Source organism: Streptomyces sp. PA03-1a (genome assembly GCF_033792805.1).
Taxonomy (GTDB): Bacteria; Actinomycetota; Actinomycetes; order Streptomycetales; family Streptomycetaceae; genus Actinacidiphila.
Map to the genome: position 1 here is coordinate 1 of NZ_JARAVO010000137.1, position 24,583 is coordinate 24,583.

Sequence of the window (24,583 nt, forward strand, 5' to 3'; positions counted from 1 at the left end):
GCGGGGAGGGACGCCGTGGCGCCGGGGGACGCGGGGCCCGCGCCGGTCTGGCGGTAGGAGCCCTGCTGGTAGGTGGTGCGCGAGTAGGGCGCCATCGCCGGCTCGGGCGGCCGGATCTTGGGGATCGCGGTGACGGCCTTGGCCAGCTCCTCGGGGGTGGTGCAGGGCTCCGGCTCACGGGAGGCCGTCGCCCCGTCGTTGACCAGGGCACGCATGGCCAGCTCCGACAGCCCACGGTGGACCCCTGCCCGCACCTGGTCGGGCGCGACCAGGCCGACGTCCTTGGGGAGGCCGGTGAGCCCGTGCTCGTCCTCCGGGTACGGCCAGCGCTGGGTGAGCGAGGCGTACAGGAGGGCTCCGATGGCCTCGGTGTCCTCCCGCTGCGGGCGCTCGGAGGAGATCCCGCGCAACGCGGCGGCGACGGCCAGACCGCGGATGCGGTACTGGCCGGAGTCGGTGCGCAGGACGGCGTCGGGGCCGAGCCGCAGATGGGCCAGCCCCTCACGGTGGGCGGCCGCCATGGCCTGGGAGATCTGGCTGACCATCTGGTAGGCCTCGTGCGGCTCCAGGGGGTCGGCGGTGATCAGGGCGGTCAGTTCGCGCGCGTCCGGGAGCCACTCGTGGATGACGTAGACGAGGTCGTTCTCCTCGACCGCGTCGAGGACCTGGACGAAACGGGGGTCACCGAGCAGGGCGGCGGAGCGGGCCGCAGCCAGCACCGAACGGGCCCGGCCGTGGTCGGCGGGCAGGGTGTGGATGCCCACGGCGCGGCGCAGCTTCTCGTCGACGGCCCGCCAGCTGCTGAAGCCGTCGGAACGGGTGAGGCACTCTTCCAGGCGGTAGCGCTTGGCGAGCTTGTGGCCGCTGTGGAGCTCCGGCGGCTCGGACTTGGTCGGTGCTGTCTCCTCGGGGATGGTCTGCTCTGGCGCGTCCTGCTCTTCGCTCCGGTCCGTCGCCTCGTCGGCCGTGGCCCCGTCCGTGTGGGCGGCGAGCTGCTCTTCGCCGCCCTCGTTGGCCACTCCGACGGCAGCCGTGCTCCGTTCCGCCACCGTCGTTCCTGCCTCCCCATCCGTTGCAAGATCTGACAACACAGCCGAGGACAATTGTGCCAACAGTCCACCGCTATGCACGACACACGACGGCCCACGAAGGTTGCGCGCTGGGCGCCGTCAGCGGCCCAGCCGGCCCCTGACCATGCCGACCATGGCCGTCAGTTCCTCGACGCGCATGCGCTTGGCGGCGATGAAGAAGATCCCGCCCAGCACAAGGGCGCCGAGCACCAGCGACAGCAACGATGCGGCAGCGCCGTGACCCAGCGATTGCGAGACACCGTAGACGACGGCGCCGGCGCCCGCAGCGGCGGGGATGCACGCACCGAAGAGCCTGGCGTACGTGCGGACCACGCGCTTGCCGTCGATGTCGCCGCCGAGGCGCCTGCGCAGCCGCTTGACCGCCACTCCGACGCCGATCGTGTAGGCGAGGCCGTACCCCGCCGCCATGCCGACCACGGCCCAGCGGGCGGGGAGAACGAAGTAGCAGACGGCGGCCGCGACGGCGTTGCAGGCGGCGACGATGACCGTGTTGTAGAAGGGGGTGCGGGTGTCCTCGTACGCGTAGAAGCCGCGCAGGACGATGTACTGCACCGAGAACGGGATCAGCCCGAGGCCGAAGGCCATCAGGATGTAGCCGATGTTCAGGGCGCCCTCTCCGGAGCTGCTGTAGAGCAGGGTGGCCATGGGGAGGCCGAGGGCGAGGAAGGCGAACGCGGCGGGCACGACGGCCACGCCCGAGGTCCGCAGGCCGTAGGAGAGGTCGTCGCGGACGGCGGCGGCGTCACCGTCGGCCGCGGCGCGGGAGATCCGCGGCAGCACGGCGGTCATCACGGAGACGGTGATGATGGCCTGCGGCATCTGCCACAGGAGCAGCGCGTAGTTGAAGCCGGTGATGCCCGCGCCCTCGTGGCCCGTCTTCTCGGCCGCCGCGCCCGCCGCCGTGGCGAACTGGGTGAGGACGATCATGCCGACCTGGTTGGCGAGGACGAAGAAGAAGGTCCACTTGGCCAGCTTCGCCGCGTGGCCGAGGCCGTGGCCGCGCCAGTCGAAGCGCGGCCGGATCCGGAAGCCGGCGTCGCGCAGGTAGGGGAGCATCGCCAGCGCCTGCACCGCCAGGCCCAGCAGGGTGCCGAGGCCCAGCAGCCGGACCCCGTCAGGGGTGATGGTCCCGGAGGAGACGCGCGTGTCGGTGAAGGAGCCGAAGGCCCAGATGAAGGCGCCGAAGGTGGCGATGATGACGACGTTGTTGAGGACCGGGGTCCACATCATCGCGCCGAAGCGGCCGCGGGCGTTGAGGATCTGCCCGAGGACGACGTGCACCCCCATGAAGAACATGGTGGGGATGCAGTAGCGGGCGAAGGTGACCGCGACCTCGAACCTGACCGGGTCGGAGGCGATGTCGTGGGACATCGCCTGGATGAAGACCGGTGCGGCGATCACGCAGACGGCGGTGACGGCTGCCAGTCCGACGACGACCAGGGTGAGCAGGCGGTTGGCGTAGGCCTCGCCGCCGTCGTCGTCGTTCTTCATGGCCCGTACCAGCTGGGGGATGAAGACCGCGTTGAGGGCGCCGCCGCCGACCAGGATGTAGATCATCGTGGGCAGGGTGTTGGCGACCTGGTAGCCGTCGTTCAGCGTGCCGACGCCGATCGCGGCCGCCATGACCAGGGTGCGGAGGAATCCGGTGACCCGGGAGACGAGGGTGCCGGCCGCCATGAGCGCGCTGGACTTGAGGATGCTGCCGGCCCGTCCGCCGGACTTCCCGGCCACGGGCTCCGCCGCGGGCTCGGGCTCCGCCGGGGCCGTCTGCACCGGCTCGTCGCGGAAGAGGTGGGCGTACTCGTCCGGCCGCGCCGACCTCCCGTCCTCGTCCGGGGCGTGGGAGACCAGCTCGTCGACGCCGACGTACCGGGTGTTGGCGTCGTCGGCGTAGGGCATGCGGTACGGCTCCTGGTGCGCGTACGGCGGCCCGTAGGCATGGGGCTGGGCCGGCGGGTGCGCGGTGCGGTCGTACAGCGCCTCGCCCACCGGGTCCTGCGCGGTCGGATCCTGCCGCTGGTACGGGTCGCGGGCGTAGGTGTCCTGCAGGTACGGGTCGGGCGCGGCAGGGTACTGCCCGGGCTGCTCGGGAAACCGCTCCCCGGCTTCCCGTTCGCGCTCACCGTCGTACGGTGCGTTCATCTCTGCCCCACCTCATCGGCCATGGCTCGCTGGCTATCGGTCCACCTTCTCACCCGTCCCGGACGGGTCCGTACTTTCCGGGGAGGTGTCCGGCGCCAGGTCACCCGGCTGCTCGTCCTCGACGCCGTCCCGGTCACCCATGGTGCCCTCTGCGGCGTCGTCCTCGTCCTCGCCCGTGTCCCCGTCCCCGGACGGGTCCGCGTCGTCCTCGGACGGATCAGTGTCGTCGTCCTCGCCCCCGGCGGCCGCGCGGCGCTTGCGCTGGTGGTACATCCGGACGCCCGCCAGCACGAGCAGCAGGAGCCCGGCGGCGATCACCAGCATGACGGTGGATGTGATGGAGGTGACATCCACCTGGAAGGTGATGGGGTAGCCGAACCTGGCGCCGTCCGCCGTGTACAGCTGGGCGGTGACCGTGTTCAGTCCGTTGCGGGCGGCGGTTCCCTCGAACTTCAGGGAGCGGGTGTGGCCGCCCTCCACGGTCACGGGCTGCGCTTCGCCCGGGTCGAGGCTGTTGCCCTGGCTGGACGTGAGGCGCAGCTCCAGGCCCTGCACGGTCTGGCCGAGCTCGTTCTTCACGGTCACCGGGATGGTGCCGCTGCGGCCCGACAGCGTGAGCGTCCCGGTCTTGGGGAGCAGGTAGACCAGGCTCATCAGGTCGGACAGGTAGTCGAAGATGGCCGTGCGGTAGGCGGCCGACCCCCGGGGGGAGCCGCGCCACTCGGTGGACATCGAGCGCATCAGTGCGTTGCCGAAGGGGGTCCGCACCCGGTCGGGCTTGCTCAGGAGGGCCATGAAGTCGTCGAGCTCGCCCTGGGTCGCCTGGATCTGGCGGAAGGCCGCGGTGCTCAGCTCCTGCTTGCGCAGGCGCTTGGGGTAGGACCCGGTACCGGGCACCGTGCGGTTGGCCTTGGGGTCGGGGGTGGCCTTCGCCGCCGCGGAGAAGTCGACGGTCTCGGCCCAGCCGCCGGCGGCGACCTCCGTGATGGCCTGGGCCATGGCCTGCGCCTGTGAGGCCTTGGCCATGCGCTGCGGGGCGACGACGATGCTGCGCTGCCGGTCGGGCGCCTGCATCGTGATCATGAGCGTCTGGGCCAGGTACTTCTGCACCGCGAGGGTCGAGGTCCCGGCCGACGTCATGTCGCCCTGGAAGGCCTTGGAGAGCCCGGAATCGGCGACCACCGCCGTGGTGCCCCCGCCGATGGGCCGCGCCGAGGTGGGGGTGTACCTGAGGCCGCCGGGCTCGCCGAGGCTGTCGCTGCGGGCGATCACCTTGTCGGCGCCGGCCGAGGTGGCCACGTCGACGATGGAGGGGTCGACGGCGCCCTCCACGGGCCAGGAGACGTCCGTGTCGGGGGTGACCACGCCGTTGAGGACGGTCTCCACCGTCGTGGTCGCGAGCTCCGTGGCGGTCTTGAGGTGGTTCAGGGTGCCCGGGACGCTCTTGCCGTGGTGCGCGATCGAGGCGAGGTCGGGGTCGGCGAAGGGCAGGGCGACGACCTCGTCCCCGGCGACGGCCTCCTTGAGGCTGTTCAGCCAGCGCTTCGCGTCGTCGGTCCCGGTGCCGGACGTGGTGTGGTCGAGATCACCTTCGGGCCCCGCGACCTGGTACCGGCGCGTCATCGCGTCGACCGTGGCGAGCAGGTCCGGGTCGATGACCCAGGTGACGGGCAGGTCCCGGCCGAGCGCCACCATCTGCTGAAGACGGCCGCCGGGCGCCAGGTCCGCGGCGAGGTCGTCGTTGAGGAAGATCGGGCTCTGCTGGTCGTCGCTCTCGCTGCGCACGGCGAGGTGCGGGCGGTCGATCAGCGGCCACAGGAAGGTGTAGCGGGTCGGCTTGGCGTCCCCGTCCGGGTACCAGGGGAGGAAGGTCCGCTCGATCCCCAGGTACTCGTCGTAGCCGCGGTCCCTGGTCCGCCCGGTCAGGGAGACCCCGAGCTGGTAGACGCCGTCCCGGCCCAGGTCCAGGTCCTTGACCGGGACCTCCAGGGTGAAGCTGCGGCTGATGCCCGCCGGCAGGTCGTCGACGGGCACGGTGTGCCCGGGGATCTCCTCGCCGTCGGCCGCGGTGTGGGGCGCGCTGGTGGAGGTGCCGCTGATGGCGCTGCGGCTGCCCAGCGGGCCCTGAGGGGCGATCTCCACGCCCACGTGGGCACCGCTGACGGTGTGCTTGCTCTTGTTCGTGACGGTGCCGGTCACCGTGAGGGTGTCGCCCTTGGCCGGCACGGTGGGGGACAGTGAGTTCACCGACACGTCCACGGCCCGGCCGTCGGAGCCCTCCGCGTACGCCGCGGGAGCCGTACGGGCCTGGACCAGGCCGGTGAACAGGGTGGCGCCCACGAGCAGTGCCGTGGCCCGGCGCAGCCTCGAACGGGCCGGAGTGCCTCCGGGGTGCTGTGCCGCCTCGCCCACGCGCTGGCCGTCCCTCGTCGTCATCGGATGTGCGTCCTGGAATGGTAACGATGCTCGAAGACCCAAAGTGCTGTGAGTGGGCCACAAGATCGATACAGTCCGGGGGCGCGGAGGCGTCGGCAAGATCGCGGATGCCGGTAAACCGGTCCGCCGCGGGGCGCATGGCCACGTACCCTTTTCTGTTGTGCCGAATGCCAACAACGCCCCCCAGACCCTGAAGACCGTGCCGGTGATCGCGCCGGTGGCCGAAGAGCTCGGCCGTCGCTTCAAGGACGCCGGATTCCGGCTTGCCCTCGTCGGCGGCTCGGTCCGCGACACCCTGCTCGGCAGGCTCGGCAACGACCTCGACTTCACGACCGACGCCCGGCCCGACCAGGTACTGAAGATCATCCGCGGGTGGGCGGAGGCCGTCTGGGAGGTGGGCATCGCCTTCGGCACGGTCGGCTGCCGGAAGTACGGCTACCAGATCGAAGTGACCACCTACCGCTCCGAGGCCTACGACCGCACCTCGCGCAAGCCGGAGGTCTCCTACGGGGAGACCATCGAGGAGGACCTGGTCCGCCGGGACTTCACCGTCAACGCGATGGCGGTCTCCCTGCCGGAGGCGGAGTTCGTCGACCCGTACGGCGGGCTCGGTGACCTCGCCCAGCGCGTGCTGCGCACTCCCGGCACCCCGGAGGAGTCCTTCTCCGACGATCCGCTGCGGATGATGCGCGCCGCGCGCTTCGCCGCCCAGCTGGACTTCGAGGTGGCTCCCGAGGTCGTGACGGCGATGACGGAGATGGCCGACCGCATCGAGATCGTCTCCGCCGAGCGGATCCGGGACGAGCTCAACAAGCTGGTCGTCTCCGACCACCCCCGCAAGGGCCTGCAGCTGCTGGTGGAGACCGGCCTGGCCGCACGGGTCCTCCCGGAGCTGCCGGCGCTGCGCCTGGAGCGTGACGAGCACCACCGCCACAAGGACGTCTACGAGCACACGCTGACCGTCCTGGACCAGGCGATGGCACTGGAGACGGAGGGGCCGGACCTCGTGCTGCGCCTCGCGGCGCTGCTGCACGACATCGGCAAGCCGCGGACCCGGCGCTTCGAGCCCGACGGACGGGTCTCCTTCCACCACCACGAGGTGGTCGGCGCCAAGATGACCAAGGGACGGCTGACCAAGCTCAAGTACCCGAACGACACCGTCAAGGACGTCGCCCGGCTGGTCGAGCTGCACCTGCGCTTCCACGGCTACGGGACCGGGGAGTGGACCGACTCCGCCGTCCGGCGCTACGTCCGGGACGCCGGACCGCTGCTCGACCGGCTGCACAAGCTGACCCGCTCCGACTGCACGACCCGCAACAAGCGCAAGGCGGGGGCCCTGTCGCGCACCTACGACGGGCTCGAGGAGCGCATCGCGCAGTTGAAGGGCCAGGAGGAGCTGGACGCGATCCGGCCGGACCTGGACGGCAACCGGATCATGGAGGTCCTGGGCATCCCTCCGGGCCCCCAGGTCGGCAAGGCGTACAACCACCTGCTGGAGCTGCGCCTGGAGAACGGTCCGCTGGGCGAGGAGGCCGCTGTGGCCGCACTGAAGGAGTGGTGGGCCGCGCAGGGCTGAGCGTCACCCCGTCCGGGCCGTGGACGTGCCGAGGGGGTCGTGTTTCACGTGAAACACGACCCCCTCGGCCTTAACGCCCGTCCCGTCACTTGCTGATGGTCTGCAGGCAGAGCACCACGTTGTTGAAGTCGGTCCCGGACTGGGTGTAGTAGACGTCCGACTCGGTGACGGACTCACACTGCTTCTGGTCGGTCGAGTCGTCGAACTTCTTGACGATCTTGAACTGTGCATCGCCGGAGGAGCAGTCGGCGTCCACCAGGTCCGGGCTCTGCTCGGTGCCCTTGTTGTGGAGGCAGCTGCCGACCTTCGACGTCTCGGCGTCGGTCTGGTCGAACTGGGAGAAGGCGAACCGCACGCCGATGATGACCACGATGGTGACGATCACGCCGATGATGCGCTTGCCGATGTTTCTGCCGCGCCGCGGCGGGGCGGCAGGCGGCGGGAAGGCGCCGGGCTGACCCTGCGGGGGCGGGAAGGCGCCGGGCTGGCCCTGGGGCGGCGGGAAGGCGCCGGGCTGGCCTTGCGGGGCCGGAATGTTGGTGTTGTCAGGTGGCGGAGTCGCCATGGTCGTTCCCCTCCCTGGGATGAACCTGTCAGTTCCTGTGAACGCGCGAACGTTACTGGAGGGGTCGGACAGCCCATCCGCCGGGGCATGTGTTTCACGTGAAACGGGCGGACGCGGGGTGATCTTCGTGTTTCACGTGAAACGACGCGGAGTCCCGGCGGTGCCGACCGCCACCGCCGCATAGACCGCGGAGAGCCCGAGGAGGAGCCCCACGGAGCGACCGTCCGGCGGGAGGACCAGCGCGCAGATGGCTGCGGCGCCGACGAAGGCGACGTTGAACAGCACGTCGTAGATCGAGAAGATGCGCCCCCGGTAGGCGTCGTCGATCGAGGACTGGACCACCGTGTCGGTGGCGATCTTCGCCCCCTGGGTGGCCAGCCCCAGCACGAAGGCCGCCGCCAGCACCGGCGCCGGCTCGAAGGGGAGGCCCAGTGCGGGGAGCAGGACGGCGGCCGAACCCGCGCAGACGGTGATCCATCCGAAGGTGCCGAAGCGGCCCGTGGCCCAGGGGGTGAGCACGGCCGCCGCGAAGAAGCCCGCACCCGAGACGGCGACCGCCAGCCCGAGCAGCGCCAGTCCGTCCGCCGTTCCACGGCCGGTCCCGTCGGATCCCGCCCAGGCGTAGCGGCAGAGCATCAGCACCGTCACCGTGAGCCCGCCGTAGCAGAAGCGCATCGCCGTCATCGCGGCCAGCGCGCGTGCGGCGCGCGGCCGCCGGCGCAGATGCCCCAAGCCGTGCACCAGGCCGCGGAAGGTGCTGAGCAGCGCCTCGCCCACCCGCGGCTGGATGCGGGACGGGTCCGGCCCCAGCAGGTCCCGCCCCAGGGTGAGTGCGGCGAGCCCGGCACAGAGGTAGAGGACGGCGCCCAGCACCACGACCAGGACGTCGGAGCGGGTGCCCTCGGCCAGCACCAGGTGCACCAGGAAGGCCGCTCCCCCGCCGGCGGTGGCCGCGAGCGTGCCGGCGGTCGGGGACAGCGCGTTCGCCATGACCAGGCGCTCGCCGTCGACGACCCGGGGCAGGGCGGCCGACAGGCCCGCGAGCACGAAGCGGTTGATGCCGGTGACCGAGAGGGCGGACAGGTAGAAGAGCCAGTCCGGGACGCGCAGCAGCATCAGCACGGCGGTGCCGACGGAGAGCGCCGCCCGCAGCAGGTTGCAGTGGAGGAGGACCTGCCGGCGCCGCCAGCGGTCCAGCAGGACGCCCGTGAACGGCCCCAGGAGCGAGTACGGCAGCAGCAGGACCGCCATCGCGGAGGCGATCGCGGCCGGCGAGGTCTGCTTCTCCGGGGAGAAGACCACGTAGGCCGCCAGCGCCACCTGGAAGACCCCGTCGGAGAGCTGGGACAGCAGCCGCACCGTCAGCAGCCGGCGGAAGTCCCGGAAGCGCAGCAGCACACGGAGATCACGGACAACGGGCATGCGCACAGCCTCACATGACGCACAGGCCCCCGGGTGCGATACCCGGGGGCCTGTGCGGTCGCGTCGTACGACGAGTGGTGACGGGGGTTAAGCCGCTGTTCAGCGCTCGACCTCGCCGCGGATGAACTTTTCCACGTTCTCGCGGGCCTCGTCGTCGAAGTACTGCACCGGCGGGGACTTCATGAAGTAGGAGGACGCCGACAGGATCGGGCCGCCGATGCCGCGGTCCTTGGCGATCTTCGCCGCGCGCAGCGCGTCGATGATGACACCCGCGGAGTTCGGGGAGTCCCAGACCTCGAGCTTGTACTCAAGGTTCAGCGGCACGTCGCCGAAGGCACGGCCCTCGAGACGGACGTACGCCCACTTGCGGTCGTCCAGCCAGGCCACGTAGTCCGAGGGGCCGATGTGGACGTTCTTCTCACCCAGGTCGCGGTCGGGGATCTGGGAGGTGACAGCCTGCGTCTTGGAGATCTTCTTGGACTCCAGGCGCTCGCGCTCGAGCATGTTCTTGAAGTCCATGTTGCCGCCGACGTTCAGCTGCATGGTGCGCTCGACGATGACTCCGCGGTCCTCGAAGAGCTTGGTCAGCACGCGGTGCGTGATGGTGGCGCCGACCTGCGACTTGATGTCGTCACCGACGATCGGCACACCGGCCTCGGTGAACTTGTCCGCCCACTCCTTGGTGCCGGCGATGAAGACCGGGAGGGCGTTGACGAAGGCGACCTTGGCGTCGATGGCGCACTGCGCGTAGAACTTCGCCGCGTCCTCGGAACCCACGGGCAGGTAGCAGACCAGCACGTCGACCTGGCGGTCCTTGAGGATCTGCACGACGTCCACCGGCTCCTCGGCGGACTCCTCGATGGTCTCGCGGTAGTACTTGCCGAGACCGTCCAGGGTGTGGCCGCGCTGGACGGTCAGGCCCTTCTGCGGCACGTCGCAGATCTTGATGGTGTTGTTCTCGCTGGCACCGATGGCGTCCGCGAGGTCGAGACCGACCTTCTTCGCGTCCACGTCGAAGGCCGCCACGAACTCGACGTCACGCACGTGGTAGTCGCCGAACTGCACGTGCATGAGGCCGGGCACGCGGGTGCCCGGGTCGGCGTCCTTGTAGTACTCGACACCCTGCACCAGCGAAGCGGCGCAGTTGCCCACGCCAACGATGGCTACGCGAACCGAACCCATTCCGGTTGCTCCCTGTGTAATCGTCACGCGGGTCCCCGGCGCGTGCCGGGTCCGCCGTTTTCCTGTTGGTTGTCCTGCTCGGCATCGGCGGACGGAGCGGCCGGGGGCTGCTTGTCACGCCCTGCCCGCTCGGTCTCGATCAGCTCGTTCAGCCAGCGGACCTCTCGCTCCACCGACTCCATGCCGTGCCGCTGCAGCTCGAGCGTGTAGTCGTCGAGCCGCTCACGGGTACGCGCGAGGGACGCGCGCATCTTCTCCAGGCGCTCCTCGAGGCGGCTGCGCCGCCCCTCGAGGACACGCATCCGTACGTCCCTGGACGTCTGGCCGAAGAAGGCGAAACGAGCCGCGAAGTGCTCGTCCTCCCACGCGTCAGGGCCGGAGTGGGCGAGGAGCTCCTCGAAGTGCTCCTTGCCGGCCGCCGTCAACCGGTACACGATCTTGGCCCGTCGGCCGGCCAGCGGCGCGGCGAGCGGATCGGGGTCAGGGCCGGTCTCCTCGACCAGATAGCCCTGGGTGACCAGTGTCTTGAGGCAGGGGTAGAGGCTGCCGTAGCTGAACGCGCGGAACACACCGAGCGAGGTGTTGAGCCGCTTGCGCAGCTCGTAACCGTGCATCGGGGATTCGCGCAGCAGGCCCAGGACGGCGAACTCGAGGATGCCGGAGCGTTTGCTCATGCCCTCGTGTCCCTCCCGTCCGTGCCTTCGTCGCCTCTTATCTCGCCGTGATGTATCGACTCGATACATCGAGACGATAGAACGAGTTCCCCGGTACGGCAAGGCGGCTCACGGTGACCGGCGTCACATCACGAAATCCGTCCACCGTCAACCGCCCGGAATGTGATGAACATCTGGCTAGAACCTCTTTTGACCGTGCGTACTCTGTTCGCCATGCAGAGCACCGGGAACCGTGTGACGCCAGTGAGCGTCCTTGTCCCTGGTGCAGTGCGGTCATCGCACGCCGGGGGGACCGGAAATCAACTGCCGCTTTCAGGCGATTCCGCCTGTCCTAGGAGTAGCTGTTCATGAGCGAGCACCGTCGCAAGCCGCCGCAGTCGCCCGGCGACGGCCGGGCCGCCGCCCGGCGCGGCGCGCAGCAGCCGCCCCCGCCGCCAGGCGGCCGGCGGGCCGCTGGGCCGCCCACGCCGCAGCCGTACGGCACGCACGGAACCGGTTCGGGGCAGGGCCACGGCCCGCGCCAGGGCATGGGACAACCCCCCCGTCAGGGTGCGGGTGCTGGCGCGGGGGGCCGCGCGGGTACGGGGGGCCGGTCCCGCGGGGCCGAGCCGCCGTACCAGGGGCGGGCAGCCGCGCGCCGTGCCGCCCAGGCCACGCAGAAGGGCGGCCGCCGCCGTGGCGCCACGGACGCGCAGGGCGGCCGCGGTGGGGGCCAGCCCCCGAAGAAGCGCATCATCGATTACCCCCGTTGGGGGAAGGACGGATGGCGCCGCTGGATGCCGTCCTGGAAGCTCGCCTCCGGGCTGTGCCTGTTCTTCTTCGGCAGCCTGGTCGCGGTCGCGGGCGTGGGCTACGCGATGGTGGGCATCCCCAACGAGAACGACGCCGCCAAGTCGCAGAACAACGTCTTCTACTGGGCCAACGGCAGCCGCATGGTGGCGACCGGCACCGGTGCCAACCGGCAGAACGTGACGCTCTCCGACATCCCCAAGGCCATGCAGAACGCGGTGATCTCCGCGGAGAACAAGAGCTTCTACGAAGACTCCGGCGTGGACCCCATGGGCGTCGGCCGGGCCCTGTTCAACATGGCGAAGGGCGGTGACGCGCAGGGCGGTTCGACGATCACCCAGCAGTACGTCAAGAACACCTACCTGAGCCAGGACCAGACGGTCAGCCGCAAGTTCAAGGAGCTCTTCATCTCCATAAAGGTGGGGACGAAGCTCGAGAAGCCCGACATCCTGCAGGGCTACCTGAACACCTCGTACTACGGGCGGAGCGCCTACGGCATCCAGGCGGCCGCGCAGACCTACTACGGCGTCGACGCCGACAAGCTCACCCCGAGCCAGTGCGCCTTCCTCGCCGCGCTGCTCAAGGGTCCGACGTACTACGACCCGGCCGGTGCCACGAACATCGACAGCACCGCGACGGCGAAGGCGAACCGGGTCCGCTCCGAGGAACGCTGGAAGTGGATCCTCGGCGAGATGTACAAGGACGGCAAGCTCAACAAGGATGAGTACACCGAGGCCGTCAGCAAGTACCCGATGCCGCAGGGCCTCAAGGCGACCGCCGGCATGAGCGGTCAGATCAGCTACCTGGTCGACATCGCCAAGAGCTACGTGCTGAGTCACTCGGACATCAGCCAGAGCCAGCTGGACAAGGGCGGTTACGAGATCCACACGACCTTCGACCAGAAGAAGGTCGAGTCGCTCAAGAAGGCCGTCGACAAGGTCCGCAAGGACAACATCAACCCGAAGAAGCGCGACGCCGACAAGTACGTCCAGTTCGGCGCGGCGTCCGTGGTACCGGGTGACGGCAAGATCGTCGCCATCTACGGCGGCGAGGGCTACGAGCACGGCCAGTTCAACAACAACGCCAACACCACGGGTGTCCCCGTCGGCTCCACCTGGAAGCCGTTCGTCCTGGCCGCGGCGATGCAGTACGGCACCAACCAGACCAACGGCGTCGGGCTGTCGCCGCAGAGCAAGTACAACGGCAACGACCTGCTCAAGATCAAGGACCATGAAGGCAACTGGGTCCTGAAGAAGGACGGCAGCGTCTTCAAGCAGAAGAACGAGAGCGGGTACCCCTGGGGCTACATCACGCTGCGCAAGGCGATGGAGCAGTCCATCAACACCCCCTTCGTGCAGCTCGGCGAGGACGTCGGACTGCCCAAGGTGGCCGAGATGGCGAAGAACGCGGGTGTGCTGGATTCGAGCTTCGAGTCCCTGAACGCCTCGTTCTCGATCGGTACGTCCAAGCCGTCCGCCATCCGCATGGCCGACGCCTACGCGACGTTCGCCTCGTCGGGCACGCAGGCCGAGCCCTACTCCGTCACCAAGGTGGTCGCGGGCGGCAAGGTCCTGCCGGGCTTCGGCAAGCCGAAGATCAAGCGGGACGCGATCGACAGCAACGTCGCCAACAACGTCACCGACGTGCTGCAGAACGTGGTCAAGAACGGCACCGGTCAGAAGGCCCTGGCGGTCGGCCGCACGGTGGCGGGCAAGACGGGTACCACGGACAGCGAGAAGGGAACCAGGTCCGCCTGGTTCGTCGGGTACACCAAGCAGCTGTCGACCTCGGTGGTCCTGTTCCGGGAGAACCCCAAGAAGCCCGGTCTGATCGGCATGGCGGGCACCGCGGGGAAGGACTCCGCGCACGGTGGTGAGATGCCGGCGGAGGTCTGGGCGAAGTACATGAGCGAGGCGCTCTCGGGGAAGGACGAAGGCTTCCCGGACCCCGGGAAGGTCGGCGAGGTCAAGGACCAGGCCGGCGCCCCGTCGGCGAGCCCCTCGGTCTCGGCCAGCCCGACCGAGTCGGCGACCACGAACCCGACCCCGACCGCCACGCGGCCGCAGGGCAAGCCGACCCCGACGGACACCAGTGACTGCAAGCCCTGGCAGTGGCAGTGCCAGGACGCCGGTGGGACCACCGACGGTGGCACCACAGACGGCGGGTCGAGCGGCTCACCGACACCGACCGTGTCCTCCAGCAGTACGAGAGGCAATGGAGGCAACGGCAACGGTGGGCTACTCGGAGGCAGTGGCGGTTAACCGCCCCGGGTCCCGTCGAGAGTGAACCCGCGGCCGCGGAGGGCAGCACGCCCTCCGCGGCCGCGGGCGTTCCCGCCGGGTGGAGGGCTGCGTGGGGATCCGACGCTCCGCGCGTGGCGATGTAGGGCAGGATGTGGCCCATGACGATCGTGCGCGAAGACCCCCACCACGAGGCCTCGGAGGCCGAGGCGGTCGTGCCCCCGACCCGCGAGGACCCGGTCGCCGTGGCCGGGAGCGAGGTCATCGGCGGCCCGCTCGGCCGCTTCGCGGCCGTGGGGCGGCGGGGGTGGTGGAACCCCCTGCGCGTGGTCGTGCTGGTCGCGATCGGGATGTTCGCGCTGGGCATGGTGCAGAAGCTGCCGTGCTACGACAGCGGCTGGTTCTACGGGGCGAACGCCCAGTACAGCCACGCCTGCTACTCCGACATCCCGCACCTGTACTACGGCCGGGGCTTCGCCGACGACCTCGTCCCGTACTTCGACCGCATCCCGGACACGGTCTCCGGCGGCATGGGTTACCTGGAGTACCCGGTCCTGACGGGGCTGTTCATGGAGGTCGCCTCCTGGCTCACCCCGCACGGCGGCACGATCCAGCACCGGGAGCAGATCTACTGGCTGGTCAACGCCGGGATGCTGCTGGTCTGCACCGCCGTCATCGCGGTCTGCGTCGCCCGGACCAACCGGCGCCGCCCGTGGGACGCGCTGTTGGTCGCGCTGGCGCCCGCGTTCGCGCTGACCGCGACCATCAACTGGGACCTCTTCGCGGTCGCCCTCGCGGCGGCCGGGATGATGCTGTGGTCGCGCAACCGGCCGCTGGCCGCGGGCATCCTGATCGGGCTGGCGACGGCCGCCAAGCTCTACCCGGTGCTGCTGCTGGGGCCGTTGTTCCTGTTGTGCCTGCGGGCCGGGAAGCTGAAGGCCTGGAGCGCGGCGGTGGGCGGTGCCGCGGTGGCCTGGTTCGTGGTGAACCTTCCCGTGATGCTGCTCGCCCGGGACGGCTGGGCGAAGTTCTACACCTTCAGCCAGGAGCGGGGCGTCGACTACGGCTCGGTCTGGCTGATCATCTCCCAGCAGACCGGCAAGTCCATCGACGGCGCGAACTCCTACGCCATCGCGCTCATGCTGCTGTTCTGCGCCGGCATGGCGGGGCTGACCCTCTTCGCCCCGCGGCGCCCGCGCTTCGCGCAGCTGGCCTTCCTCGTCGTGGCCGCCTTCATCCTGACCAACAAGGTGTACTCGCCGCAGTACGTGCTGTGGCTGGTGCCCCTCGCGGCGCTCGCCCGGCCGCGCTGGCGGGACTTCCTGATCTGGCAGGCGGCCGAGGTCATGTACTTCCTCGGGATCTGGTCGTACCTGGCGTACACGACGGGCGGCAACAGCAAGGGCCTGCCCCAGGACGGCTACCACCTGGCCATCGCGGCGCACCTGATCGGGACGCTGTACCTGTGCGTGGTCGTCGTCCGCGACATCGTCTTCCCCGAGCGCGACGCGGTCCGCCAGGACGGCTCGGACGACCCCTCGGGGGGCGTGCTGGACGGGGCGGAGGACGCGTTCGTGCTGGGGCGGTCCCCGCACCAGCCCCGGCACGCGGCGCCGCTGCAGGGCGGGCCCGAGGACGGTCACGGCTACGGCGAGGCGCGCCCGGTGCAGTGGGGCGTGGACCCGGCGCCGCCGGCCCCGCCCCACTGAGCGGAGGGGACGCCCGGGGCGTTCAGCGGTCGACGACGCGGTCGAACGTGGTCGTCGTGTGCCGCAGGTGCGCCACCAGCTCGTCCCCGACCGCCGGGGGCGCCACGTCGCCCGGCAGGAAGAGGATCGACACCTGCATGTGCGGGGGCTCGGCGAACCAGCGCTGCTTGCCGGCCCACACGAAGGGCGACAGGTTGCGGTTGATGGTGGCCAGACCGGCCCTTGCGACGCCCTTGGCGCGCGGCATGACGCCGTGCATGGCCTTGGGGGCCTCCAGGCCCACCCCGTGCGACGTACCGCCCGCTACGACGACCAGGTGGCCGTCCTCGGAGGCCTTGTTCTGGCGGTAGCCGAAGCGCTCGCCCTTGGCGATGCGGGTGACGTCCAGGACGGCGCCCCGGTACTCGGTGGCCTCGTGGTCGCCGAGCCACAGCCGGGTGCCGATCCGGGCGCGGAAGCGGGTCTGCGGGAACTGGTTGCGCAGCTGGGTCAGCTCGCCGGCCTTCAGGTGGCTGACGAACATGGTGTGCAGCGGCAGCCGCGCCGCGCGCAGCCGTTCCATCCAACGGAAGACCTCCTCCACCGCGTCGGAGCCGTCGGTGCGGTCCAGCGGCAGGTGGATGGCGAAGCCCTCCAGGCGGACGTCGTCTATGGCCGAGTGCAGCTTGACCAGGTCGTCCTCGCTGACGCCGTGGCGCCGCATGCTGCTCATGACCTCGATGACCACCCGGGCGCCGACCAGGCCGCGCACGCCCTCCACGGAGGACACGGAGCGGATGGCGCGGTCCGGCAGGGGCACCGGCTCCTCGCCCAGCCGGTACGGGGTCAGCACCAGCAGGTCGCCCCCGAACCAGTCCTTGATCCGGGCGGCCTCGTACGTCGTGCCCACGGCGAGGACGTCCGAGCCGAGCCGGATCGCCTCCTCGGCCAGGCGCTCGTGCCCGAAGCCGTACCCGTTGCCCTTGCAGACGGGGACCAGCCCGGGGAACTGCTCCGCCACGGACTGCTGGTGCGCACGCCAGCGCGCGGTGTCGACGTACAGGGTGAGCGCCATGGCCGGAACGAGGACCTTTCTGCGGTGTCTGCGGTCGGTCGGGCAGGTGGGTCAGCGGCGGGACATGTAGATGTCGAGCGCCTTGTGCAGGAGCTTGTTGAGCGGGAAGTCCCACTCGCCCAAGTATTCGGCAGCCTGCCCGCCGGTGCCCACCTTGAACTGGATGAGACCGAAGAGGTGGTCGCTCTCGTCGAGCGAGTCGCTGATGCCGCGCAGGTCGTACACGCTCGCGCCGAGCGCGTAGGCATCCCGCAGCATCCGCCACTGCATGGCGTTGCTCGGCCGGACCTCGCGCTTGTGGTTGGCCGAGGCCCCGTACGAGTACCAGACGTGCCGGCCGACGACGAGCATCGTCGCGGCGGCGACCGCCTCGCCCTCGTGCTGGGCGAAGTACAGCCGCATGCGGTTGGGGTCCTCGGAGTTGAGGACCTGCCACATGCGCTGGAAGTAGGACAGGGGCCGCGGGCGGAAGTGGTCGCGCTCGGCGGTCACCTCGTACAGCTGCTGCCACACGGGGAGGTCGTCGTAGCTGCCCTGGACGACCTCGACGCCGGCCTTCTCGGCCTTCTTGATGTTGCGCCGCCACAGCTGGTTGAAGCCCTTCTGGACGTCGTCCAGGCTGCGGTTCTCCAGCGGGACCTGGAAGACGTAGCGGGGCTGCACGTCGCCGAAGCCGGCGCCGCCGTCCTCGCCCTGCTGCCAGCCCATGCGGCGCAGCCGGTCGGCCACCTCGAAGGCGCGGGGCTCGATGAAGGTGGCCTCGACGTCGCGCAGGCGCTTGACGTCCGGGTCGGCGATGCCGGACTTGATGGCGGCCGCGTCCCAGCGGCGGATGACGACCGGCGGGCCCATCTTCACGGAGAACGCGCCCTGCTGCTTCAGGTGCGCCAGCATCGGGCGCAGCCACTCCTCCAGGTTGGGCGCGTACCAGTTGATCACCGGGCCCTCGGGGAGGTACGCGAGGTAGCGCTTCACCTTGGGCAGTTGCCGGTAGAGCACCAGGCCGGCGCCGACCAGCTCACCGGTCTTGTCGTCGAACCAGCCGAGGTTCTCCGAGCGCCACTCCGTCTTGACGTCCGCCCAGGCGGGAACCTGGCAGTGGCTTGCCGAGGGCAGGCTCTGGATGTACGCCAGGTGCTGTTCCCGACTGATGGTCCTCAGGGTCAAGCTCATGCGGGGCGCTCCCCATCGCTGCGGCTACGGCATTGCTGACTGCACTACTGCGCCGAAGCCTACTGCGAACGGCGAACGCCCCCGCGAGGGCTGTGGACAACTCGGTCCGCGGCTTCTCCCGGCGGGGGCCGGGAACGGAGGGCTAGGACACCACCCCGCCGAAGAGGCCGCCGTGGGCCATGCCGATGTAGAAGCCGACCGCGGCCAGCCCCATGCCGATGATGAAGAAGAAGCGCTCGGCCGTGGTCGCGGAGCGGTACTGCCCGACGGCGCCCACGAGGATGCCGACCAGGCCGGCCCAGGAGCTGAGCAGGTGCAGCCCGCTCCAGAACGCCGCGATGGAGGAGATCAGGCCGAGCACGACGGTCGCGACGGCCAGGGTGTTCTCCACCGGGTGGGGTCGGCCGTCCGAGTTGAGGGTGCTGAGGATCCGCTGGTAGAGACGGCTGCCGGTGGTGGGTCGCACTGCCTGTGCCATAGGGCACCTCCGTGATGGAGAGGTGGCGCATCGTAGCGCCGGACACACCCGATGTGTACAGATTGCGGGCTTCCGGGGCCGGATTTCAACCGGAAGCCACGAGGCGGGTAGTGTGTACCGTCTGCACCGGTGTCTGTGCAGGTCCACACGACGGTCCCGAAGGGCCTTCGGGGAGTGATCCCCGGAACGCCGCGGGCGTTGTCGGTGGGCCGCGATACCGTTGCGACGCGATGCAAACCCTCCTGCCACGGAAACGCCGTGGCCGCTGAGTCCAAAGGAGGTGGGTTCCACATGCGTCACTACGAGGTGATGGTGATCCTCGACCCCGATCTCGAGGAGCGTGCTGTCTCCCCGCTGATCGAGAACTTCCTCGGCGTCGTCCGCAATGGCGGCGGCAAGGTCGAGAAGGTCGACACCTGGGGCCGTCGTCGTCTTTCGTACGAGATCAAGAAGAAGCCCGAGGGCATCTACTCGGTCATCGACCTCAACGCCACTCCTGAGGTCGTCAAGGAGCTCGACCGTCAGATGAACCTGAACGAGTCGGTCCTCCGGACCAAGGTCCTCCGTCCCGAGACCCACTGAGCCTGACGGCTCAGGCAGTCGGGAAACCGAGAAGCCAAGCAAAGCCGAGAGGTCACTCACCATGGCAGGCGAGACCGTCATCACGGTCGTCGGCAATCTCGTCGACGACCCCGAGCTGCGCTTCACCCCGTCCGGTGCGGCGGTCGCGAAGTTCCGTGTCGCGTCCACTCCCCGCACCTTCGACCGGCAGACCAACGAGTGGAAGGACGGCGAGAGCCTCTTCCTCACGTGCTCGGTCTGGCGGCAGGCGGCGGAGAACGTGGCCGAGTCGCTCCAGAAGGGCATGCGCGTCATCGTGCAGGGCCGTCTGAAGCAGCGCTCGTACGACGACCGCGAGGGCGTCAAGCGGACGGTCTACGAGCTGGACGTCGACGAGGTCGGCGCCAGCCTGCGCAGCGCGACCGCCAAGATCACCCGGGCCAGCGGCGGCGGCGGCGGTTTCTCGGACGAGCCGCCCTTCTAAGGGCGGCGGCGTACCAAACTTCTTGATCACACTGGAGAGAGACAATGGCGAAGCCGCCTGCTCGCAAGCCTAAGAAGAAGGTTTGCGTGTTCTGCAAGGACAAGATCACCTACGTCGACTACAAGGACACGAACCTGCTGCGGAAGTTCATCTCCGACCGCGGCAAGATCCGTGCCCGCCGGGTCACCGGCAACTGCACCCAGCACCAGCGCGACGTCGCCACGGCCGTGAAGAACAGCCGTGAGATGGCGCTGCTGCCCTACACCTCGACCGCTCGCTAAGGAAGGGTGACCGAGCAATGGCGAAGATCATCCTCACCAACGAGGTCAGTGGCCTCGGTGCCGCCGGCGATGTCGTCGAGGTCAAGAGCGGCTACGCCCGCAACTACCTGATCCCGCGCGGCTTCGCGATCGCGTGGACCAAGGGTGGCGAGAAGGACGTCGAGCAGATCCGCCGCGCGCGCCGGATCCGTGAGATCGCGACCGTCGAGCAGGCCAACTCCTTCAAGGCGCAGCTCGAGGGCGTCAAGGTCAAGCTGTCGACCCGCGCGGGCGACGCCGGCCGGCTGTTCGGTTCGGTGACCCCGGCCGACATCGCCGCCGCCGTCAAGGCCGCGGGCGGTCCGGACGTGGACAAGCGCCGGATCGAGATCGGTTCCCCGATCAAGACGCTGGGCTCGCACAAGGTGTCGGTGCGTCTGCACCCCGAGGTCGAGGCCGCTCTCGACGTCGAGGTCGTCGCTTCCTGACACTCGCGCACCGCGTGAACGCCGGGCCCGGAACCGCGAGGTTCCGGGCCCGGCGTCGTTCACGTACGGGAGCCGTGCGGAAGGCGTGCGGGATGACCTGCGGGTCAGGCGCGTACGGCGCCGGTGACGGCCCACTTCCCCGAGCGGGCGCGCCAGTGGAGGCCGGCCAGCCGGGTGAGCATCATCAGCCCCATCGCCCACCACAGGGCGGTGAGTCCCCCGCCCAGGGCCGGTACGGCCAGCGCCACCGGGGCGAAGACGGCGAGGGTGACGACCGTCGCCCAGGCCAGGTAGGTGCCGTCGCCGGCGCCGATGAGGACCCCGTCCAGCACGAAGACCACGCCGCAGACCGGCTGGGAGAGCGCCGCCACCAGCAGGACGGTCGTCAACTGGGAGCGCACGGCCGGGTCCGGGGTGAACAGCGGGGCGATCAGCGGCCGGGAGACGGCCAGGAGCAGGCCGATCACCATGCCGGAGGCGATGCCCCACTGCACCATGCGGCGGCACGCGGCCCGGGCCCCGGCCACGTCGTCGGCGCCGAGGTAGCGGCCGATGATGGCCTGACCCGCGATGGCGATGGAGTCCAGGGCGAAGGCCGCCAGCGACCAGAGGGTGGTGGTGATCTGGTGGGCGGCGACGGAGGCGTCCCCGAGCCGGGCCGCGACCACGGTGGCGAGCAGCAGGACGGCCCGCAGGCTCAGGGTGCGGATCAGCAGGGGCGTCCCGGCCTGGGCGCAGGCGCGGATGCCGGCGAGGTCGGGCCGGAGCGAGGCGCCGTGCCGGCGGGCGCCGCGGACCACGACGGCGAGGTAGACGGCCGCCATCGCGTTCTGGGCGATGACGGTGCCCCAGGCGGAGCCGGCGATGCCGAGGCCGGCGCCGTACACCAGCACCACGTTGAGCACGGCGTTCACGGCGAAGCCGCCGACGGCGACGTAGAGCGGGGTACGGGTGTCCTGCAGCCCGCGCAGCACACCGGTGGCCGCGAGGACGACGAGCATCGCGGGGATGCCGAGGGCGCTGATCCGCAGGTAGGTGACGGCGTAGGGCGCCGCGGTCCCCGAGGCGCCGAACAGGTCGGCGAGGGCGGGTGCCGCGGGGACGGCGACGGCGACCGCGGCGGCGCTGATGAGGAGGGCGAGCCAGATGCCGTCCATGCCCTGGCGGATCGCCGCGGGCAGGTCGCCCGCGCCGACCCGGCGGGCGACGGCGGCGGTGGTGGCGTAGGCGAGGAAGACGAAGACGCCGACGAGGGTGGTCAGCAGGGCGCCCGCGACACCGAGCCCGGCGAGCTGCGACGTGCCGAGGTGGCCCACGATCGCGCTGTCGGCCATGAGGAAGAGCGGTTCGGCGACCAGCGCGCCGAAGGCGGGCAGCGCGAGGCCTATGATCTCGCGGTCGTGGCGGCGTACGGCCTGCTGGGGGGAGTGTTCGGCGACCTGGGGCACCCGGCAAGGGTAATCATCCACATGTAAGGGACGCAAGGCAATGCAGCCTCTTACTTGCGGCTGCACAGGGTGATCTCCTCCGTGCCGTTTGTCGTGATCTTGGGCCGAGCGGGCAAGTTTTTCTTGTCCACAGTGGGTGGATGAAGAAAGCGCAGGTCAACCACGTGATCATTGCGTGATTGTGTGCTTGTCCACCGCACTGTCCCCCGCCCTGTACACAGCTGGAGCGGGCTTCTCCACAGGTAGGGGCGGTTCTTCAACAGGTCATCCCCAGCCCCTGTGGATAACCGTCTTGGCTGTGGGCCCCGCGGACCCCTACCGTGGGGCGTCGCCCGACGTGCCACAGGTGTGTCCGGGCGGCTGATTGTCAGAGCCGTGGCGTAGGAAATGGAACACGACGCAGCGGTCCGCGCCGGAGGGGAGGAGGTGGCAGGGGGGTGAGCCAGCCCGAACCCGCGGACGACCATTGGGGGAGCGAGCCGCCGTTCCCGCCGGACGGTCCCGGTGACCGCCTGCCCGTCTCCCGCTTCCGCCGGAGGGACGAGCGGGACCGCGACCGCGACCGTGACGACGACCGCGGAGCGGCCGGCTTCGAACGCGTACCCCCGCAGGACCTGGACGCCGAGATGTCGGTGCTCGGCGGCATGCTGCTGTCCAAGGACGCCATCGCCGACGTCGTCGAGGTGCTGAAGGGCGCCGACTTCTACCGGCCCGCCCACGAGACCATCTACGCCGCGATCCTCGACCTCTACGCCCGCGGTGAGCCCGCCGACCCCATCACCGTCGCCGCCGAGCTGACCAAGCGCGGTGAGCTCGTGCGCGTGGGCGGGGCCCCCTACCTGCACAGCCTCGTCAACGCGGTGCCCACCGCCGCCAACGCCGAGTACTACGCGGAGATCGTGCACGAGCGCGCGGTCCTGCGCCGGCTCGTCGAGGCGGGCACGCGCATCACGCAGATGGGGTACGCCGCCGACGGCGACGTCGACGAGATCGTCAACTCCGCGCAGGCCGAGATCTACGCCGTCACCGAGCAGCGCACCAGCGAGGACTACCTCCCGCTCTCCGAGATCATGGAGGGCGCCCTCGACGAGATCGAGGCCATCGGCTCGCGCAGCGGCCAGATGTCCGGGGTGCCCACCGGCTTCGCCGACCTGGACTCCCTCACCAACGGCCTGCACCCGGGCCAGATGATCGTCATCGCCGCCCGTCCCGCGATGGGCAAGTCCACGCTCGCGCTGGACTTCGCCCGCGCCTGCTCGGTCACCAACGGCATGCCCAGCGTCTTCTTCTCCCTCGAAATGGGCCGCAACGAGATCGCGATGCGCCTGCTGTCCGCCGAGGCCCGGGTCGCCCTGCACCACATGCGCTCCGGCAACATGACCGACGACGACTGGACGCGGCTGGCCCGCCGGATGCCGGACGTCTCCGCGGCGCCTCTCTACATCGACGACTCGCCGAACCTGTCGATGATGGAGATCCGGGCCAAGTGCCGTCGGCTCAAGCAGCGCAACGACCTCCGTCTGGTCGTCATCGACTACCTCCAGCTGATGCAGGCGGGCGGTTCGCGCCGGCCCGAGAGCCGTCAGCAGGAGGTCTCCGACATGTCCCGCAACCTCAAGCTCCTGGCGAAGGAGCTCGAGGTGCCGGTCATCGCGCTCTCCCAGCTGAACCGTGGCCCCGAACAGCGCACGGACAAGAAGCCCATGGTCAGCGACCTGCGTGAATCGGGCTCCATCGAGCAGGATGCGGACATGGTGATCCTGCTGCACCGCGAGGACGCCTACGAGAAGGAGTCCCCGCGCGCGGGCGAGGCCGACCTGATCGTCGCCAAGCACCGCAACGGCCCCACGGCCACCATCACCGTGGCCTTCCAGGGCCACTACTCGCGCTTCGTGGACATGGCCCAGACCTGAGCCGTCCGCGGGCGGGATCCGCCGTGCGACCTCCGCGCGGCAGGACGGCGGCTCAGCCCAGGGCCACCATCAGCGGTGCGTGGCGGCGGTGTTCGTCGCCGGGCAGATCACGGTCACCGAGCACCATGAGGGTGTTGGGGAAGACGGGGGCCACGCCGTGCTCCGCGGCCCAGCCGTCGAGACCGCCGGGGGTGCCGGTGCGCAGGTCGAGGCGGACGGGTGTGCCCGCGTCGCGGGTGATCGCGCCGATCAGCCCCTTGGCCCCGGCCGCGCTCCCGGCGACGACGGGACCCACGACCAGGGTGTCCGCGTTCAGCCAGGCCGAGGCGTAACCGGTCAGGACACCGTCCTCCTCGGCGACCAGGACGCGTTCGGCGAACCGCGGCAGGTCGCGCAGGAGGGGTGAGCGGTCCGCGCCGAACACCTCGGCGTCGAGGGCGAGCAGGGCCGGCAGGTCGGCATCGGTGAAGGGCCGCGGCTGCGCGGCGGCGGGACCGCCGGTCCCGGCGGGCACCCGCGGGGCGAAGCGGCCGCGGTGGGTGACGACGGTGCCGACCACCCGGAAGCCGAGCTTCTCGTAGAGGGGGCGGCCGCGGTCGGTGGCGTGCAGGGTGACGGTGTCGTCGCCCGCCTCGGCCAGGACGTGGGTCATGATCCGCCGCCCGAGGCCCTGCCCCTCGTACCGGGCCGCGACCAGGACCATGCTGACCGCCGCCAGGCCGCCCGCGTAGCGCGTCAGGACGGTGGTGGCGGCCAGGCCGTCGCCGTCGGGGGCGTCGATGCCGTAACCGGTGCCGTGGGTGAGCAGGAAGCGCCACTTGTGCTCCTCGGCGCCCCAGTCGCGGCTGACGGCCAGCGCGCTGCAGGCGGGGAGGTCGGCGGGGGTGAGGCGGCGCAC

At 70.3% G+C, this 24,583-nt stretch carries 19 protein-coding genes and 1 pseudogene; 8 read left to right on the forward strand and 12 right to left on the reverse strand.

Translation table 11 applies throughout. The features are described from left to right. From PV341_RS27495 to PV341_RS27505, 3 genes are all read right to left on the reverse strand, one after another. The coding region (locus PV341_RS27495) for a protein kinase family protein (RefSeq protein ID WP_500359239.1) at positions 1 to 1,049 on the reverse strand (1,049 nt) is incomplete at its 3' end. Between the two features lie 120 nt (positions 1,050 to 1,169). Continuing rightward, entirely contained in the window at positions 1,170 to 3,233 is a 2,064-nt protein-coding gene (gene murJ / locus PV341_RS27500) for a murein biosynthesis integral membrane protein MurJ (RefSeq protein ID WP_500332028.1), read from the reverse strand. A gap of 33 nt (positions 3,234 to 3,266) precedes the next feature. Further along, on the reverse strand, positions 3,267 to 5,669 hold the full coding sequence (locus PV341_RS27505) for a DUF6049 family protein (RefSeq protein ID WP_500332027.1): 2,403 nt from the start codon (positions 5,667 to 5,669) through the stop codon (positions 3,267 to 3,269). A 160-nt stretch (positions 5,670 to 5,829) separates the two neighbouring features. Here PV341_RS27505 and PV341_RS27510 point away from each other — a divergent pair, with 160 nt between their 5' ends. Further along, positions 5,830 to 7,245 carry a CCA tRNA nucleotidyltransferase gene (locus PV341_RS27510; protein WP_500359240.1) on the forward strand — a complete coding sequence of 472 codons (1,416 nt, stop codon included), beginning with the start codon at positions 5,830 to 5,832 and terminating at the stop codon, positions 7,243 to 7,245. 85 nt (positions 7,246 to 7,330) lie between these two features. Here the strand turns inward: PV341_RS27510 and PV341_RS27515 are convergent, their stop codons facing one another. The 4 genes from PV341_RS27515 to PV341_RS27530 all read right to left on the reverse strand — a co-directional run bounded on the left by PV341_RS27515 (position 7,331) and on the right by PV341_RS27530 (position 11,088). Then, entirely contained in the window at positions 7,331 to 7,810 is a 480-nt protein-coding gene (locus tag PV341_RS27515) for an LppU/SCO3897 family protein (protein WP_500332025.1), read from the reverse strand. 132 nt (positions 7,811 to 7,942) lie between these two features. After that, complete coding sequence (locus tag PV341_RS27520; protein ID WP_500332024.1) at positions 7,943 to 9,232, reverse strand: MFS transporter; 1,290 nt, start codon at positions 9,230 to 9,232, stop codon at positions 7,943 to 7,945. Between the two features lie 99 nt (positions 9,233 to 9,331). Further along, positions 9,332 to 10,414 (reverse strand): inositol-3-phosphate synthase, encoded by a 1,083-nt coding sequence (locus PV341_RS27525; RefSeq protein ID WP_499512904.1) that lies wholly within the window; start codon positions 10,412 to 10,414, stop codon positions 9,332 to 9,334. Positions 10,415 to 10,437: 23 nt separating this feature from the next. Beyond that, positions 10,438 to 11,088 carry a PadR family transcriptional regulator gene (locus tag PV341_RS27530; protein WP_500359241.1) on the reverse strand — a complete coding sequence of 217 codons (651 nt, stop codon included), beginning with the start codon at positions 11,086 to 11,088 and terminating at the stop codon, positions 10,438 to 10,440. A gap of 347 nt (positions 11,089 to 11,435) precedes the next feature. Here PV341_RS27530 and PV341_RS27535 point away from each other — a divergent pair, with 347 nt between their 5' ends. Together PV341_RS27535 and PV341_RS27540 are read left to right on the forward strand one after the other, a co-directional pair. Next, on the forward strand, positions 11,436 to 14,138 hold the full coding sequence (locus PV341_RS27535; protein ID WP_500359242.1) for a transglycosylase domain-containing protein: 2,703 nt from the start codon (positions 11,436 to 11,438) through the stop codon (positions 14,136 to 14,138). Positions 14,139 to 14,278: 140 nt separating this feature from the next. Further along, entirely contained in the window at positions 14,279 to 15,826 is a 1,548-nt protein-coding gene (locus tag PV341_RS27540; RefSeq protein ID WP_500330922.1) for a glycosyltransferase family 87 protein, read from the forward strand. A 22-nt stretch (positions 15,827 to 15,848) separates the two neighbouring features. Here PV341_RS27540 and PV341_RS27545 read toward each other — a convergent pair whose 3' ends face one another. The 3 genes from PV341_RS27545 to PV341_RS27555 all read right to left on the reverse strand — a co-directional run bounded on the left by PV341_RS27545 (position 15,849) and on the right by PV341_RS27555 (position 18,531). Beyond that, complete coding sequence (locus PV341_RS27545) at positions 15,849 to 16,880, reverse strand: alanine racemase (RefSeq protein ID WP_499512908.1); 1,032 nt, start codon at positions 16,878 to 16,880, stop codon at positions 15,849 to 15,851. A 51-nt stretch (positions 16,881 to 16,931) separates the two neighbouring features. After that, the gene (locus tag PV341_RS27550; RefSeq protein WP_500330923.1) at positions 16,932 to 18,053 is read right to left on the reverse strand and encodes a lipid II:glycine glycyltransferase FemX; all 1,122 of its coding nucleotides are present in this window, start codon (positions 18,051 to 18,053) and stop codon (positions 16,932 to 16,934) included. Between the two features lie 142 nt (positions 18,054 to 18,195). Further along, positions 18,196 to 18,531, reverse strand: coding sequence for a hypothetical protein (locus PV341_RS27555; protein ID WP_499512910.1), 336 nt, complete (start codon positions 18,529 to 18,531; stop codon positions 18,196 to 18,198). Between the two features lie 291 nt (positions 18,532 to 18,822). Between PV341_RS27555 and rpsF the strand changes: the two genes are divergently transcribed. The 4 genes and pseudogenes from rpsF to rplI all read left to right on the forward strand — a co-directional run bounded on the left by rpsF (position 18,823) and on the right by rplI (position 20,324). Further along, complete coding sequence (gene rpsF / locus PV341_RS27560; RefSeq protein ID WP_361791024.1) at positions 18,823 to 19,113, forward strand: 30S ribosomal protein S6; 291 nt, start codon at positions 18,823 to 18,825, stop codon at positions 19,111 to 19,113. Between the two features lie 61 nt (positions 19,114 to 19,174). After that, positions 19,175 to 19,552: pseudogene (locus PV341_RS27565) on the forward strand (single-stranded DNA-binding protein); the annotation flags it as partial. 68 nt (positions 19,553 to 19,620) lie between these two features. After that, positions 19,621 to 19,857, forward strand: a complete 237-nt coding sequence (gene rpsR / locus PV341_RS27570; protein WP_026250812.1) for a 30S ribosomal protein S18 — start codon at positions 19,621 to 19,623, stop codon at positions 19,855 to 19,857. Between the two features lie 17 nt (positions 19,858 to 19,874). Then, positions 19,875 to 20,324 (forward strand): 50S ribosomal protein L9, encoded by a 450-nt coding sequence (gene rplI, locus PV341_RS27575; RefSeq protein ID WP_089225418.1) that lies wholly within the window; start codon positions 19,875 to 19,877, stop codon positions 20,322 to 20,324. 104 nt (positions 20,325 to 20,428) lie between these two features. On the opposite strand, the gene PV341_RS27580 is transcribed toward rplI, so the two are convergent. Further along, positions 20,429 to 21,772, reverse strand: coding sequence for an MATE family efflux transporter (locus tag PV341_RS27580; protein WP_500330927.1), 1,344 nt, complete (start codon positions 21,770 to 21,772; stop codon positions 20,429 to 20,431). A 437-nt stretch (positions 21,773 to 22,209) separates the two neighbouring features. Between PV341_RS27580 and dnaB the strand changes: the two genes are divergently transcribed. Continuing rightward, entirely contained in the window at positions 22,210 to 23,685 is a 1,476-nt protein-coding gene (gene dnaB, locus PV341_RS27585; RefSeq protein WP_499512913.1) for a replicative DNA helicase, read from the forward strand. A 52-nt stretch (positions 23,686 to 23,737) separates the two neighbouring features. Here dnaB and PV341_RS27590 read toward each other — a convergent pair. After that, positions 23,738 to 24,583 (reverse strand): GNAT family N-acetyltransferase (locus tag PV341_RS27590; RefSeq protein ID WP_500359243.1); only part of this gene is annotated, 846 nt, incomplete at its 5' end.